The organism is Stenotrophomonas sp. 107298_Sma (assembly GCF_056480345.1).
Genome location: NZ_CM151094.1, coordinates 1492157 through 1507236 on the forward strand (window position 1 = coordinate 1492157; position 15080 = coordinate 1507236).

General features: G+C 67.2%; 14 protein-coding genes. 6 read left to right on the top strand and 8 right to left on the bottom strand.

The features are described from left to right. Positions 1 to 42: 42 nt before the first annotated feature. From rpsB to ACZK2G_RS07005, 7 genes are all read right to left on the bottom strand, one after another. Positions 43 to 846 carry a 30S ribosomal protein S2 gene (gene rpsB, locus ACZK2G_RS06975; RefSeq protein ID WP_012510514.1) on the bottom strand — a complete coding sequence of 268 codons (804 nt, stop codon included), beginning with the start codon at positions 844 to 846 and terminating at the stop codon, positions 43 to 45. Positions 847 to 1066: 220 nt separating this feature from the next. Continuing rightward, positions 1067 to 1765, bottom strand: a complete 699-nt coding sequence (locus ACZK2G_RS06980; protein WP_478475027.1) for a fimbrial biogenesis chaperone — start codon at positions 1763 to 1765, stop codon at positions 1067 to 1069. Further along, the gene (locus ACZK2G_RS06985) at positions 1765 to 1980 is read right to left on the bottom strand and encodes a hypothetical protein (RefSeq protein ID WP_046983134.1); all 216 of its coding nucleotides are present in this window, start codon (positions 1978 to 1980) and stop codon (positions 1765 to 1767) included. The genes ACZK2G_RS06980 and ACZK2G_RS06985 overlap by 1 nt, the downstream gene beginning before the upstream one ends. A 260-nt stretch (positions 1981 to 2240) precedes the next feature. After that, positions 2241 to 3278: a Csu type fimbrial protein gene (locus tag ACZK2G_RS06990; protein ID WP_295381695.1), complete on the bottom strand. Its 1038-nt coding sequence runs from the start codon at positions 3276 to 3278 to the stop codon at positions 2241 to 2243. Continuing rightward, positions 3275 to 5653, bottom strand: a complete 2379-nt coding sequence (locus ACZK2G_RS06995; protein ID WP_136638657.1) for a fimbria/pilus outer membrane usher protein — start codon at positions 5651 to 5653, stop codon at positions 3275 to 3277. The genes ACZK2G_RS06990 and ACZK2G_RS06995 overlap by 4 nt, the downstream gene beginning before the upstream one ends. Positions 5654 to 5660: 7 nt before the next feature. Beyond that, complete coding sequence (locus ACZK2G_RS07000) at positions 5661 to 6410, bottom strand: fimbrial biogenesis chaperone (RefSeq protein ID WP_478475030.1); 750 nt, start codon at positions 6408 to 6410, stop codon at positions 5661 to 5663. Next, positions 6410 to 6940 (bottom strand): Csu type fimbrial protein, encoded by a 531-nt coding sequence (locus tag ACZK2G_RS07005; RefSeq protein ID WP_046983131.1) that lies wholly within the window; start codon positions 6938 to 6940, stop codon positions 6410 to 6412. Before ACZK2G_RS07005 ends, ACZK2G_RS07000 begins: the two co-directional genes overlap by 1 nt. A 230-nt stretch (positions 6941 to 7170) precedes the next feature. Between ACZK2G_RS07005 and map the strand changes: the two genes are divergently transcribed. The 6 genes from map to dapE are packed head-to-tail and all read left to right on the top strand — an operon-like array spanning position 7171 to position 14046. Next, complete coding sequence (map, locus tag ACZK2G_RS07010; protein ID WP_032969368.1) at positions 7171 to 7956, top strand: type I methionyl aminopeptidase; 786 nt, start codon at positions 7171 to 7173, stop codon at positions 7954 to 7956. Positions 7957 to 7976: 20 nt separating this feature from the next. Then, positions 7977 to 10586 (top strand): [protein-PII] uridylyltransferase, encoded by a 2610-nt coding sequence (locus tag ACZK2G_RS07015; RefSeq protein ID WP_478475564.1) that lies wholly within the window; start codon positions 7977 to 7979, stop codon positions 10584 to 10586. Continuing rightward, complete coding sequence (gene dapD / locus ACZK2G_RS07020; protein WP_253077639.1) at positions 10586 to 11650, top strand: 2,3,4,5-tetrahydropyridine-2,6-dicarboxylate N-succinyltransferase; 1065 nt, start codon at positions 10586 to 10588, stop codon at positions 11648 to 11650. The genes ACZK2G_RS07015 and dapD overlap by 1 nt, the downstream gene beginning before the upstream one ends. 2 nt (positions 11651 to 11652) lie before the next feature. Then, positions 11653 to 12519, top strand: coding sequence for a hypothetical protein (locus ACZK2G_RS07025; protein ID WP_478475032.1), 867 nt, complete (start codon positions 11653 to 11655; stop codon positions 12517 to 12519). Between the two features lie 31 nt (positions 12520 to 12550). After that, positions 12551 to 12922 (top strand): arsenate reductase, encoded by a 372-nt coding sequence (locus ACZK2G_RS07030; RefSeq protein ID WP_136638654.1) that lies wholly within the window; start codon positions 12551 to 12553, stop codon positions 12920 to 12922. Next, positions 12919 to 14046, top strand: a complete 1128-nt coding sequence (gene dapE, locus ACZK2G_RS07035) for a succinyl-diaminopimelate desuccinylase (RefSeq protein ID WP_046983126.1) — start codon at positions 12919 to 12921, stop codon at positions 14044 to 14046. Before ACZK2G_RS07030 ends, dapE begins: the two co-directional genes overlap by 4 nt. A 142-nt stretch (positions 14047 to 14188) precedes the next feature. On the opposite strand, the gene ACZK2G_RS07040 is transcribed toward dapE, so the two are convergent. Then, complete coding sequence (locus ACZK2G_RS07040; RefSeq protein WP_046983125.1) at positions 14189 to 15067, bottom strand: tetratricopeptide repeat protein; 879 nt, start codon at positions 15065 to 15067, stop codon at positions 14189 to 14191. Between the last annotated feature and the right edge of the window lie 13 nt (positions 15068 to 15080).

Sequence of the window (15080 nt, forward strand, 5' to 3'; positions counted from 1 at the left end):
CGGACAGGACAGGTGGGCGCGTGGCGCCCACCGGGGCCTGGATCAGGCCTGGGCTTCGCCCTTGTCGGCAGCAGCCTTCTTGGCCGGAGCGCGGCGGGCCGGCTTGGCGTCTTCGGCCGGAGCGTCGGCGAACTCTTCTTCACGGACGGTGGCGGCGTGCGGAGCAGCAGCCTTGCCTTCCAGCACGGCGTCGGCGGCGGCGCGCGAGTACAGCTGCACGGCACGGATGGCGTCGTCGTTGCCCGGGATCGCGTAATCCACCAGTTCCGGGTTGTAGTTGGTATCAACCACGGCGATGACCGGGATGCCCAGCTTCTTGGCTTCCTTGATCGCGATGTCTTCGTGGCCGATATCGATCACGAAGATGGCGTCCGGCAGGCGGTTCATGTCCTTGATGCCGCCCAGCGAGGCTTCCAGCTTGTCGCGCTCGCGACGCAGGCCCAGCACTTCGTGCTTGACCAGCTTCTCGAAGGTGCCGTCGGTTTCACCGGCTTCCAGTTCCTTCAGGCGGGCAACCGACTGCTTGACGGTACGGAAGTTGGTCAGGGTGCCGCCCAGCCAACGCTGGTTCATGAACGGCATGCCGCAACGCTCGGCTTCTTCCTTGATGGTTTCGCGGGCGCTGCGCTTGGTGCCCAGGAACAGGACGGTGCCGCGCTTCTGGGCAACCGACGAGATGAAGTTCATCGCATCGTTGAACAGCGGGACGGTCTTTTCCAGGTTGATGATGTGGATCTTGCCGCGGGCGCCGAAGATGTACGGAGCCATCTTCGGGTTCCAGTAGCGGGTCTGGTGGCCGAAGTGGACGCCGGCTTCCAGCATCTGACGCATGGTGACCTGGGGCATTGCAATACTCCTGATATGGAACCGGCGATTCCGCCCGCGGGATAGGTATGCGGGACGCGTGGAAGCGCGGATGGTTCCGGGGTTGGGCTTCCCTGTTGCCTCCGTGGCCGAACTCCTTGCGGAGCACCCCGGCACGGATGGGGGCAGCAGGTGTGGATTCACCGGTGACGTCCGGTGTGGACGGGTTTCCCGCGCACGCAGGCGGCAGGAATCCGGACGATTATAGCCCGCTCGATGCGCTGGCTGCAATCGCAGGGTCTGGCACGGCCAACTCGACCTCGCGCCCGTCCTGCAGCCGGGCCAGGAACCGGCCACCAGTGTAGCCCTGGGCGCGCTGGGGCAGGGCCCAGCGGCGGACTTGGCCGGGCAGGATGTAGCCGGCCAGCCCCGGCAGCAGGAGGTTGCGGCGACCGCCATCGGTGATGAACGAGAGATCGTGGAGGCGGGCGTGCAAGGCGCCCGTGTTGTTCAGTCGCAGCACGGGTTGCGACATGCCCGGTTCGACGCGGGCATGCAGTCGCGGCTGCGCCACGGGTGCGGCCTGGCCACGGAAAAGCGGCAGCGAGTAACGAGGCAGGTCAGGTACATCTGGAGCCAGCACGATCCGGTAGGCCTGCTCGCCAACACTTGGCGCGGGCTGACGTGGCAGCAGCCAGATGCGTTGGCGTGCCCCGGGGGCGAGGTCCAGCTGCGTGGGGCTGGCCAGGATCTGGTCGCTGGGCCGCAACACTTCGGCATCGGGGTGCTGTTCCCACGCCAGTATGTGCACCTGGCCCTGCCAGCGGCTTGGGCCCGGGTTGTGCAGCCACAATTCGGCATGACCACCTTCGGCCGGCAGCTGCAACGTGGTCGGCATTAGCTCCAGCGCTGCGGCAGGCAGTGCCAGCAGCAACCCAAGCAGGGGCAGCAACAGGCGCATCAGTAGATGACGGTCACGGTGGGTGTTTCGTCGTCATCGGTTGCAGGCGGCACGAGCTCGCGGATCTGTGGCGGCAGCTGAGCTGCGTCGCTGCGCTGGTGGGGTACCGGGCAGCCGGCATTGCCTGTGTCAGCGCTGCAGGCTTCGACCACGGTAAGGCGGATCTGCAACGTGTTGCTGGGATCGGCCCACGCGGGCGTACTGGCGACCAGCATCGCCCCGATCAGAAGTGCGCGAACCACCTGCCATCCACCGTGCTTTAGGACTCGCTGCGCGGTATCGGCCGGATGCGCTGGAACTGTAGCAACTGTCTTGTCAGGCGGAGGCCCAGATGGCCTCCGCCTGACAAGACAGTTGCTACAGATCACTCAGGCAGTCGACTGCTCCCGGGGCAAGGGTGATGCGCGCATCCACGCATGAAGTGGATCTACCGAAACCTGCCCCGGTGTGTGCCGACCGTTGGTCGGCACACAGGTCAGTAAGTGATCGTCACCTGCACCAGGTCGTTGTAGGTACCGGCAGGGGGCTGGCCGGTCACCGGTGGTACCCGGCCGTAGATGGTCAGCTGCTGCGCACTTCCGGTGCCGGTTCCGCTGGCGGTATCAACGGTCAGCGTATTGCCCCAGCGCTGGGTCCGTGCCGAGTCCCGGTACAACTCGTAATTGAGGAAGTAGGTACCGGTGCCGATGGTGGTGGCCATGCGCCGGGTGGTAGTGGCAGCGGGGTTGTTCTGGCCGTTGTTGAGGCCGACCTGGAAGGCGGTGTTCTTCAGGCAGGTCAGCGTCAGTGTGGCAGTCTGGTCGATGTTGGCCGGAATGCCGCCGGTGACATTGCCGAAGTTCATGTTGGTGGTGACGTAGCTGCCGCATTGCGGCAGCACGTTGGCGGTGGCGGTGAAGCTGAAGGCGGCGCTGGCGCTGTTGGTACCGGTGGCGCCGCCGTTGCAGGTGGCGGGCACGGTGGCGGTGCCGAGCAGCACTTCATTCCAGGCCCAGGTCAATACCACGTTGGCACCATTGAACGAGCTGCTGTACGCGCCGGAAGCCAGAACCTGGTTGGCGGGGATCTGCGCGAACAATTGCGTGGTCTGCGCGCCGCTGCCGCCTGTCAGCAGCGGTACGTTGTAGGACATGGCCAGTTCCTGTGCCGGTGGCGTGCCGTGTGGGAGCAGGCCGGTGACCTGGCCGAAGCTGGCGTTGTTGTACAACTGGAAATTCATGGTGTCGCCACTGCCGGTGGCCATCGTCCGTGATGTAGTGGCACTACCGCCGCCACTGCCGGCACCGATGCCCACGCAGACGCGCACACCGGTAGTGGCCAGCAGGCTGAGGGCGGCGGTGGTGCAGGTGACCGTGATGTTCAACGTGGCTGTAGTGGGGCCGGGGGCATTGCTGTTGATGTTGCCGAACGGCAGGGTGGGGTTGGCGACGGCCGTACAGGCCGCGGTGGCGCCCGCCGGTGCGCTCGCCAGCAGGCCAGCCAACAGCAACAGGCCGAGCAGCAGCACCCTCACGGCGCCACCTCCGGGATGCACTGCAGCGGTGCCGGCTTCGGCCGCGCGCCGGCTGCCACCACCTTGGGCAGATCTGGCACCTTCACGCGGCACTGTCCGCGGCTGGTGGTGATGTACAGCACGCTGCCGGCGGCGACGTCTTCCAGATACAGCAGGCCATCATAGCCCACCGTCGTCTGGCGGCCATCGGGCAGTTGTACTTCGCTGCCCACTTCCAGTGGCTGTCCGTCCATCGCCAGCAGGGTCAGGCTCAGAGAGGGCCGCGAGCGCAGCTGGAAGGTCACGCGCGCACCTGCGCGCTGGCGCGGCGTCACCCAGTCCTCGATGCGGTCGGCACGCATGTCTTCGGGCAGGTCCAGAGTGTCGATCGAGACCCGGTTGCGCTGCCAGGACAGCAGCGGGCTGACCAGCAACAGGCCACGATCATCGGTGACGCCGATCAGGCGGTTCTCCAGCCGCACCGGCACGCCGCCGACGCCGTTGGTGCTGATCACCGCGAACGCGTCCGAGACCTCGCGGGTGGCGAACGCGTGCCCGCCCATCCAGACCAGGCTGCCACTGGCGCTGCCGTAGGCATAGTTGAGCCCGCCCTGGCGCGAGGCGCCGAACGAATAGCGGCCGATGTCATTGAGAATGCCGACCTCGGCCAGGCCACCATTGCCGTCTTCGCCATGGCGTACCTGTGCACGCCAGCCGACACCGCCAGCGCTGCCGTCGCCGGGCACCGGCTGGGTCACGTCGGCCACCCAGCTCTGGCTGTCGCCGTTGCGCTGGCTGGACAGGCTGGCCTGGCGGTTGTTGCCCAGGCTGGCGGTCACCGACAGATAGATGCTGCGGTCGTCGCTCTGGTCCAGGTTCTGGTTCACCGACAGGTAGGCTGACCAGCGCTGGCTCCAGGTGCGCGACCAGAACAGGCTGGCGTAGCGGTTGTCCTCGCCATCCGGGTAGCGCAGGCGCAGGTAGCTGGCGCTGAGCGTACCCAGCCGCAGCAGATCCATGCCGACCGTGGCCTGCTCGCTGATGCTGGGCGGCAGGTTGCCCTGTAATGCGCCCAGGTCGCGGTAGTCGCCGTGGCTGCGCACGCTACGCAGGTTGAAGTTGACGCGCCGGTTGTTCCAGCTATAACCCAGCGCCCACTGCCCGCCCTGCAGGCCGTGGTAATCGCTGTGCGCGTAAGCCGCGTTGAACACGCCGGCACCGCCGAGCAGCCACCAGCCGCCGACGCCGGCCTGGGTCAGGCCGCCGCCGCCTTCGGCATGGGCCTCGCCGGTGAACGAGTCGCTGATGCCGCCGCGCCAGCTGGCGTTGGCCACAGTGCGATCATCGTAGGCGAAGGAGCGCTGGCCGAAGTCCTCGCGCAGGCGGCCGACGCCGACCGACCAGTCCGACAGGCCCTTGGCCAGCAGTTGCTGGGTACCGTAGAAACTGAAGTCCAGCGTCTGCATGCGGCCGAACGCATCGGTGACCACCACCTGCGCGCTGCCGGTGCCACTGATGCCCGGCTGCGCGGCCAGCTGGAACGGGCCAACCGGCACCTGACCGCTGTACTGACGCAGGCCATCAACGTACAGCTCGACCGTGGACGGCACCACCGCCTGGCCGAGGAAGCTGGGCGTGGGGGTCAGGACGCGATAGGGCTGCAGCCCGTAGTTGCGGCCGATCTGCAGGCCGCCCAGGCGCACCGGTCGGGTCCAATCGACGAAGCCGCTATAGAAATCGCCGACCTCCAGTGTCATCGCCTTGTCGGGGAAATCCAGGCGCCAGCGTGTATCCAGGCGCACGCTTTCGCCGCGCCAGCGACGGTCGCCGGGCTGCTGGTAGCGACGGCTGATCGCGGTGTTCTCGAAGGTGCCGTCGCCGACGCCGAACAGGCGCAGCTCCGAGCTCAGGCTGAGGTTGCCGAGCGTGTCCACCCGGCTGCCGTAGATGTCGTAGTTGAGCAGCACGCCGGGCGAGGCGCTGCCGGCGGGCGCACGCGTCTGAGGGCGGCTGAGCACGGTGGTCGGCAGGGTCAGCTGGTCCAGCGGCACGTCCAGCGCCAGGGTCTGCAGGTGGGCGTCATAGCGAACCACCGCGCCGCTGATCTGGTCCAGGTACACCGGTGCATCGCCACTGGCATTGAAGCCGAGCTGGCGCAGAACCTCGGGGCTGGCCTGCAGGCGGCCGCGGTTCTCGATGAAGGGAAGCAGCCCGCGCGGCGTGCTGTTGAGCGACACGTCCAGGTACAGCGTCTGGCTGGCGGTCAGCGGGGTGGGGGGCGGCAGGATCGCATCGGCGGAGATGCCTGATACGTCGGCGGCCCCGGTGGCCGTTACGCCGGACACATCGGCGGCTTCGGTCGCCGCAGGAGCCAGGGCAGCAAGCAGCGCGCCCATCAACGCCTCAGCGAGCCGATGGGGGCGACAGCGGCGTCTGTTCCGACTCGCCATTGAGCTTGGCCGTGATCTGGTCGTTGTCGCGGTCGATCGCCACGCGCTCGATCGGCCAGCGCATCACCTGGCCGGGGAGTACATAGCCCAGCAGGCCAGGGTGCACGATGCGCGGGCGCTTGAGGCTGCCGAGTGCGAGATCGGCAATCTGTGCGTAGCTGTTGCCCGAATTGGTTACCTCGACGCCGTTGCGGCCATCGTCCAGCGTTACCAGGCGCGCCTGCAGTTGGGGGGCGAGTTTGCCGGACGCGGGTTGTACGAACACCGGGATCGAGTAGCGCAGGACGAACTGCATGCCCTCGGCACGGGTGGCCAGGTCCGGCACCTCGTCCACGATCAGGCGGAAATACTGTTGCACCGAGGGGGGCTCCCGGGTCGGGCGCATCACCCGCACCAGCTGCTGCTGGCCGGCGCCCAGCTCCTGCATCGGCGGGGAGGCCATCAGTTCATCGGTGGGCAGCAGTTGCTCCTGGCCGCCCTGCTGCACCCAGCGGAAGACGCGTACCTGCAGCTTCACCGGCGAGGTACCACTGTTGGTCAGCCACAGCTCGCCGGCACGCTGGCGGGCTTCCAGCTGCAGGCTGGTGGGGGCGACCTGCAGGCTGGTGGCACCTGCCATGGAGGTCGCCAGCAGGCACAGGGCGAGCAACGCCACGCCGGTGGCGCGCCACGGGCGGGGTCCGGCCATGCGGGCGTGCTCCATCAATAGGTGATCGTGGCGGTGACCGTATCCAGGTAGTTACCGGTGGCCGGGTTGTTGGTGCTCAGGTTGAGGATCTGGCCGTAGACGATGTAAGGCACGGCCAGGCCAGTGCCGATGCCGGCCTGCGTGTTGGTGCCGGAGGTGGAACCCCAGACCAGGGTGTGCGCGGCATCCTGGTACAGCTGGTAGCCCACGAAGTTGTTGGCGGTCACCGCGGCGTTGGTGTTCTTCATCCGGCGGGTGGTGACGTCATTGGCGGTGCTGGCGTTGGCACCCGCATTCAGTGAAATCGTGTACGGGGTCAGGGCCGAGCACTGTGCGGTCACCGTACCCTGGCCCAGGGTGGGAGTAGCGGTGGTCGAGGCGGCGGTACCGAAGTCGACGTTGGTGGCGGCCGCCGCCGTGATGGTGCAGGCCTTGGTAACCACCAGGGTGACGTTGAAAGTGGTGGTGTCGGCGGCCAGGGCCGGGCTGGACAGCAGGACCCCGGCCAAGGCCCAGGCAAGCGGCGAACGAAGCGGGAATCGCATGGACAACCTCCCTGACCCGAAGGTCCGTTGAACAAGGCGAAGGCGGCATGTTCGGCGCCGCTTTGACGACAGTGGCCCCAGCTTAGGTGCCGTAAGTGTCTGTAATCCGTGATAAATAGGCAGGCGAAAGGGCGGACTCCATCACGCTTTCACTTTCCTTGCCGGAACCGTGCATGGCCCGGATCGCCAGTTGGGTGGCGTTCGTTCAGATTGCGGCCGGATCGGCGATAATGGGCGCCATGAGCGTGAATCTGAAAACCCCGCAGGAAATCGAGATGATGCGTGTCGCCGGCCGCCTGGCCAGCGAAGTGCTCGACATCGTCACCCCCCACGTCAAGCCCGGTGTCACCACCGAGGAACTGGACCGCATCTGCCACGACCACATCGTGAACGTGCAGGGCACCATTCCGGCCAACGTCGGCTACCGCGGCTTCCCGAAGACCGTGTGCACCTCGGTCAACAACGTCATCTGCCACGGCATTCCCAGTGAAGGGAAGGTCCTGAAGGATGGCGACATCATCAATATCGACGTCACCGTCATCAAGGATGGCTGGCACGGCGACACCAGCCGCATGTTCTTCGTCGGCACCCCCTCGGTGATGGCGCGGCGTCTGGTGGAAGCCACCTACGAAGCCATGTGGCGCGGCATCCGCGCGGTGCGTCCGGGCGCTACGCTGGGCGACATCGGCCATGCCATCCAGAGCTACGCCGAAGGCGAGCGTTTCAGCGTGGTGCGCGAGTACTGCGGCCACGGCATCGGCAAGGTCTACCACGACGAACCGCAGGTGGTGCACTACGGCCGTCCCGGCCAGGGCCTGGTGCTGCAGCCGGGCATGACCTTCACCATCGAGCCGATGATCAATGAGGGCACCCGCTACAACAAGGTGCTGCCGGATGGCTGGACCGTGGTGACCAAGGACCGCAAGCTGTCGGCGCAGTGGGAGCACATGATCGCGGTCACCGAAACCGGCGTCGACGTGCTGACCCTGTCGCCGGGCGAGTCGCAGGTCTCCTGAGCATGTTGCCGGCGAGTTCGCTGCTGGACACGCCGGCCGCGTCGCTCAATGACACGGACTGGGCTGCTGCCGCGCGCCAGGCGCTGCAGCAGGCCGACGCGCGCCTGTACCGCCGATTCGACCAGGGCGACAACATCGAGCGACTGCTGGCGCTGCGCGCGCGCGCTGCCGACCACCTGATCCGCCTTGCCTGGCAGCGATGCCTGCCCACCGACAGCGGCCTGTCGCTGTTCGCGGTGGGCGGCTACGGGCGTGGGGAACTGTTCCCGTGTTCGGACATCGACCTGCTGGTGTTCGGAGAGCCGGCGGCGCAGTTGGCCCACGAGGCCGCGCTGGCGCGCCTGTTCGCGCTGTTGTGGGATTGCGGGCTGGCGGTCAGCCACGCCGTGCGCTCGGCCGCGCAGTGCCGTGAGGCCGCTGCCGACCAGACGGTGATGACCGCACTGATCGAGGCGCGACCGATCCTCGCCGAGGATGCGACCCGTCGCGCGTTGCGCGAGGCCATCGACGACCGTGAGCTGTGGCCGGCGCGTGCGTTCTTCCTGGCCAAGCTGGAAGAACTGCGCAACCGCCACCAGCGTTTTGGCGACACCGCCGATAATTTGGAACCCGACCTGAAAGATGGTCCCGGCGGACTGCGCGACCTCAACACGCTGGGATGGATGGCGCTGCGTGCGTTCGGCGTGCGTGACCTGGAGGCGCTGGTCGGGCTCGGCCATCTGGGCGCCGACGAAGCGGCAGCACTGAAGCGCGAGCGCGCGGTGCTGGCACGCCTGCGCTTTGGCCTGCACCTGGTGGCACGTCGCCCGGAAGAGCGCCTGCGCTTCGATTACCAGAAGACCCTGGCCGCGCGCCTGGGCTTCGAAGACGACGCCGAGAACCTCGGTGTCGAGAAGATGATGCAGGGCTTCTACCGCGCCGCACTGGTGGTGCGCCGGATCAGCGACCGCCTGCTGCAGCGCTTCGAGGAGCAGTTCGATGGCGAGGCACAGCCGGAACCGCTGACCGTTGGTTTTTCCCTGCGTCGTGGCTATCTGGCCGCCAACGAGGCCGAATGGCCGCGTGGCGACATCGGCCAGGTATTCGCGCTGTTCGCCGGCTGGGCCAACAACCCGCAGGTGCGGGGCCTGCATTCATTGACCGCACGCGCGTTGGCCGAATCGTTGCCGCAGCTGCCGGCCTACGACCAGGCCGATACCGATGCACGCGAACATTTCCTGGCGCTGCTGCGCGGCCAGCGCCCGGTCGATACGCTCTCGCGCATGGCGCGGCTGGGCGTGCTCGGGCAGTGGATTCCCGCCTTCGCCCAGGTCAGCGGGCGCATGCAGTTCGACCTGTTCCATGTCTATACCGTCGATCAGCACACGCTGATGGTCCTGCGCAACATCGGCCTGTTCGCCAGCAGCCGTGCCGACGAGCGCTTCTCGATCGCGCATGAAGTGTGGCCGCGCCTGCGCAAGCCGGAGCTGCTGTTGCTTGCCGGCCTGTTCCATGACATCGCCAAGGGCCGTGGCGGTGATCACTCGGAACTGGGAGCGGTCGATGCGCGTGCGTTCTGCCAGGCGCACGGGCTGAGTGCTTCCGATACCGAGCTGGTCGCGTGGCTGGTCGAACAGCACCTGCGCATGTCGATGACGGCACAGAAGCAGGACATCGCCGATCCGGTGGTGATCCATCGCTTTGCGACCCTGGTCGGCAGCCGCGACCGTCTGGACTATCTGTACCTGCTGACCTGCGCCGACATCGCCGGCACCAGCCCGAAGCTGTGGAACGCATGGAAGGACCGGTTGCTGGCCGACCTCTACTTCGCCACACGGCGTGCGCTGCGCGAGGGCCTGGAGCATCCGGTACCGGCCGCCGAGCGCGTGGCCGAAGCGCGCGACAGCGTGCGTGCACTGGTGCGCGAGCAGGGTTACGACGACGCCACCATCGATCGCCAGTTCGCGGTGATGCCCGACGAAGGCTTCATCCGCCTGCGCCCGGAGCAGCTGGCCTGGCAGGCCGCTGCCCTGGTGCCGGTGAAGCAGGGGCAGGCGCTGGTGAAGGTGCGCCGGATCAGCGTCGACGATCCCGCACTGGAAGTGTTCGTGCACTCGCCTGACCGCGACGGCCTGTTCGCCGCGATCGTCATGACGCTGGACCGCAAGGGCTACGGCATCCATCGCGCACGCGTGCTGGATGGCCCGGCCGATACCATTTTCGATACGTTTGAAGTGAGCCCGGCCGATACCTTTGCCGATGGCAGCAGCGCCAACCTGGAGGCCGCCCTGCGTGAAGCGCTCAGCGGCGACCTGACCCGCCTGCGGCCGTCACGCCGCGTGGTGCCACGGCAGCTGCGCCACTTCCGTTTTGCGCCGCGCATCGAGTTCCGCGATGAGCCCGGCGCGACCCGTTTTGCCCTGGTCGCCCCCGACCGTCCCGGCCTGCTGGCCGATGTGGCGTTCGTGCTGCGCAACCAGGGCCTGCGCGTGCAGGACGCGCGCATTGCCACCTTTGGCGAACGCGCCGAAGATACCTTCGTGATCAGTGACGAACACGACCTCCCCCTGACTGAACCCGCCCGGCAGCAGCTGCATGACGCAATGCTGGCCTGCCTGGACCCTGATCGAAACGCCGGAGACCCCGCCTGATGGCCACCAAGCCCGCCAAGAAGACCGCCGCGACCACCAAGAGCGCAGCGGCCCGGAAAACTGCTGCCGCCACGCCGGCCGCGAAGAAGGCCGTTGCGCCGAAGAAGGCCGCTGCAGTGAAGGCCCCGGTGAAAAAGGCCGCAGCAGCGAAAAAGGCTCCGGCCAAGAGCGCTGAAACCACGCGCGCCGAGACCATCGCCCGCAAGTCGTTGCGCAAGCCGGCCGCGCCGGGCGTGGAAGAGCTGAAGTTCGGCATCGAGAGCGCGTTCGAGCGGCGCGCCACGCTGACCCTGCACGAACTGGAAGGTTCGACCAAGCCGCTGGTCAACCGCGTGATCGATGGCCTGGAGAGCGGCGAATTCCGCGTTGCCGAGCCGGACGGCCACGGTGGCTGGAAGGTCAACGAGTGGCTGAAGAAGGCCGTGCTGCTGTACTTCCGAGTCAACGACATGGCGGTGGTCGATGCGCGTCCGGCGCCGTTCTGGGACAAGGTCGAATCGCGCTTCGCCGGCTACGACGAAGCCAAATTCCGCCGTGGCGGCGTGCGCGTGGTGCCGGGCGCGATTGCCCGTCGCGGCACGTACTTCGGCAAGGATGTGGTGCTGATGCCGAGCTTCACCAACATCGGCGCTTACGTCGGCGAGGGCACCATGGTCGACACCTGGGCCACCGTCGGTTCGTGCGCGCAGATCGGCCAGCATTGCCACCTGTCCGGCGGCGCCGGTATCGGTGGTGTGCTGGAACCGCTGCAGGCCAGCCCGACCATCATCGAGGACCACTGCTTCATCGGTGCGCGTTCGGAAGTGGTGGAAGGCGTGGTGGTCGGCCACCACAGCGTGATCGGCATGGGCGTGTTCCTCAGCCAGAGCACCCGCATCTACAACCGTGCCACCGGCGAGATCAGCTATGGCTACATCCCGCCGTACAGCGTGGTGGTGTCCGGCTCGCTGCCGAGCAAGGACGGTACCCATTCGCTGTACTGCGCGGTGATCGTCAAGCAGGTCGATGCCAAGACCCGCAGCAAGACCAGCGTCAACGACCTGCTGCGCGGCCTGGCCGACTGACGGTGACTGCGCCGGAGGATCTGGCGCAGTCCGCGATCTACCGGCATCCGTCCGACACCCTGTTCGGGCGGATGCTGCCGCGCCTGCTGCACGCCCTGCGCTGGACCCGTCTGCGCCGCGGGCTGTCGCGGCGCTGGCCGATGCCGGCCCTGGTCAGCGATGTGCGCGACGTGGTGTACGTGAGCTGGTGGGTCGACGTGCGCCACGCACCAACGCCACCGCCGGGCCATCATTACGTGGTCCATGCCGGACATACGCCTTACACCATCCTCAGCTACCGGCATGGGCACTTCGGGCCGGCGCTGGCTGGGCCGCTGCGTTCTCTGCTGCCGTCTCCCAGGCAGAGCAACTGGCGCTGGTACCTGCGCCGCGACGACGATCCGGACGGAACGCCGGTGGTGCTGTTCGATCGCAACGTGATGGACCAGCTGGCCTTCGTGGCCGGCGCACGCGCCTTCAGCGATGCCATGCAGCCGCATCTGCCGGCACGCTTCGCGCATGTGCTGGACGCCGAAGGCGGCGGCTGTACGGGGATCGAGGGTGGGGAGGGCAGTGCACCGGACCTGCGCCTGCAGTGGCGGGCCGCAGGCGCCTGGGAGGATGCGGCATGGTCGGCCGCTTTCGGTGGTCACCGCGCCGTGCTGAGCTTCCTGACCTGCCAGGACGAGGCCATCGCCCGTACCTGTGACCACCGCTGGGCCAGCACGCGCATTGCGTTGCCGGTGGACGTCGACAGCCTGCTGCCGCTGCGCCTGCTCGGGGAGTTGCATTGCCCTCGTCTGCAGGCGATGGACGTGGCGTTGCATGGGGGACTGGCCTTCCGGCTGCCCCGGGTGCCGTTCCGGGTCGTGTCCGAGCGCCTGTTGTGAGATTCTGGCCCTCTGTTTTCCAGCATCACAGATGGCCATGAGCACCACTGTCTACGGTTTGAAGAACTGCGATACCTGCAAGAAGGCGACCAAGTGGCTGGACCGCTTCGGCGTGCCGTACACCTTCGTCGACTACCGCGACAACACGCCCAGCCCGGAAACGCTGCTGGCGTGGGCGGCGCAGCTGGGCGGCCTGGGCGCGATGGTCAACAAGTCGTCCACCACCTGGCGGCAGTTGCCGGACAACCGCAAGTCCGCCGATTCCGAGGCCGAGTGGAAGCTGTTGCTGCGCGAGTACCCGCAGCTGATCAAGCGCCCGGTGGTGGTCACCACCGATGGCAAGGTCACCCAGGGGTTCAGTGACAACGGCTTCAAGGCGCGCTTCAGCGTGGGCGACGCATGAGCGCGGTGCTCGACCTGACCTGCGAGCTGATCTCGCGGCCTTCGGTGACGCCGGACGATGCCGGCTGCCAGGCATTGCTGGCGGCGCGGCTGAAGCAGGCCGGGTTCCATTGCGACCACCTGCGCCTGGGCGAGGTCGACAACCTGTGGGCGACCCACGGCCAGGGTGCGCCGGTACTGGTGCTGCTGGGCCACACCGACGTGGTACCGCCTGGCCCGCGTGAGGCCTGGGCCAGCGATCCGTTCACGCCGCAGATCCGTGATGGTGTGCTGTACGGCCGTGGCACCGCCGACATGAAGGGCAGCGTGGCTGCATTCGTGGTCGCCGCCGAGCAGTTCGTCGCCGCACATCCCGATCATCCCGGCACGCTGGCAGTACTGCTGACCAGTGACGAGGAGGGTGATGCGATCGACGGCGTGCGCCACGTGGCGCGGCTGTTCGCCGAACGCGGCCAGCGCATCGACTGGTGCATTACCGGAGAGCCATCGTCTACTTCGACGCTGGGTGACCTGCTGCGCGTAGGCCGTCGTGGCAGCCTGTCTGCCAAGCTGCGCGTGCAGGGCGTGCAGGGGCATGTGGCGTACCCGGAAAAAGCGCGCAATCCGATCCATCAGGCGGCACCGGCACTGTCCGAACTGAGCGCACGGCGCTGGGACGACGGTTATGAGAGCTTCCCGCCGACCAGCCTGCAGATATCCAACATCCACGCGGGTACCGGTGCCAACAACGTGATTCCCGGCGAGCTGGAGGTGGATTTCAACATCCGCTACAACCCGCACTGGGATGCGCCGAAGCTGGAGGCAGAGATCATTGCACTGCTTGACCGGCATGGCCTGCAGTACACGCTCAAGTGGCATCGCAGCGGTGAGCCGTTCTACACCCCGGAAGGCACGCTGCGTGCGACTGCGCGCGCGGTACTGGCCGAGCACATCGGCCGTGCCCCGGAAGAAAGCACCGGCGGCGGCACCTCGGATGCACGTTTCATCGCGCCGCTGGGCGCGCAGTGCATCGAAGTAGGACCGGTCAACGCCAGCATCCACCAGGTGGACGAGAACGTGCGCGTTGACGATCTGGAAGCACTGCCGGGGTTGTACCAGCGGCTGGTGGAACGGTTGCTGGTGTGAGCCCTGTGGTGGGGATACCCCGATCCTGCCGAGGTGGGTGCCGACCGTTGGTCGGCACGCCTCCCGCCGGGGCCGCTTCCCAGTAGGGCCGAGCCATGCTCGGCTGTTTATTCCACCAGAAGCGGCCGAGCATGGCTCGGCTCTACTCTGAAAAAATGAAGAACGGCGGCTCGATTGCTTTCTTCCAGTAGCTGGGCGCGGCCATGTAGAAGCGCTGCGCCTCGGCGCGCGCGAACCAGCGCGCGGCAGCATCGGTGTCCTTCTCCACGCCCGGCGCACTGCGGCCCAGCAGCAGCCCGGCGAAGTACTGGCCGAACACATTGCCCCGCTCACCTGCGCGCTGGTACAGCTGCAGTGCACGCGCTGGATCGCGTGGCAGGCCGACGCCTTTTTCCAGCAGTGCGCCCAGATCGACCTGTGCGTCGGCGTCACCTGCAGCGGCACGGCGTTGGATCCTCGCCACCAGCGGATGCACGGTATCGCCTGTGGCCGCTACTGCGCCGGGCAGTCCCGATGACGACGACGCATAGCGCTGGTAGACCATCGCGCGAAGGTCCCAGCGCAGCGCTCGCTGGGCATCGCCGCGCTCGCGATAGGCCTTGGCCAGGTCAAAGAACGCATACGGATTGCCGTGGTTGGCGGCGGCCATAGACCAGCGTTCGCCACGTCGCCAGGACGCGCGCAGCACCGGTGCCGGGTTGATGTGGGGGCTGTCGGCATGCTGCAGCGTGCCGGAGATCCAGATCCGGCCCAGTGCTTCTTCCGCCTTGGTGTTGTGGAAGGTCCAGGGTGTGATCGCTGCGGCACGCTCGTAGTAGGTGACGGCGCGCAGATCGTTGAAGCGCTCGAAGGTCCGCGCGGTTTCCCAGGCGCCGTCGAAGCTGCCGTCGGTTCCGCGTTGCTCCAGTACCTGTTGCTGGTCCAGCTGCAGTGTGGAAGGTGGGGGTAGGCTCTGGCAGGCGGCCAGGCCCAGGCAGAGCAGGGCGGCCAGCGCCCCGGTGCGTCCATTGCGGTGTTGCATTCCTGTTACACGG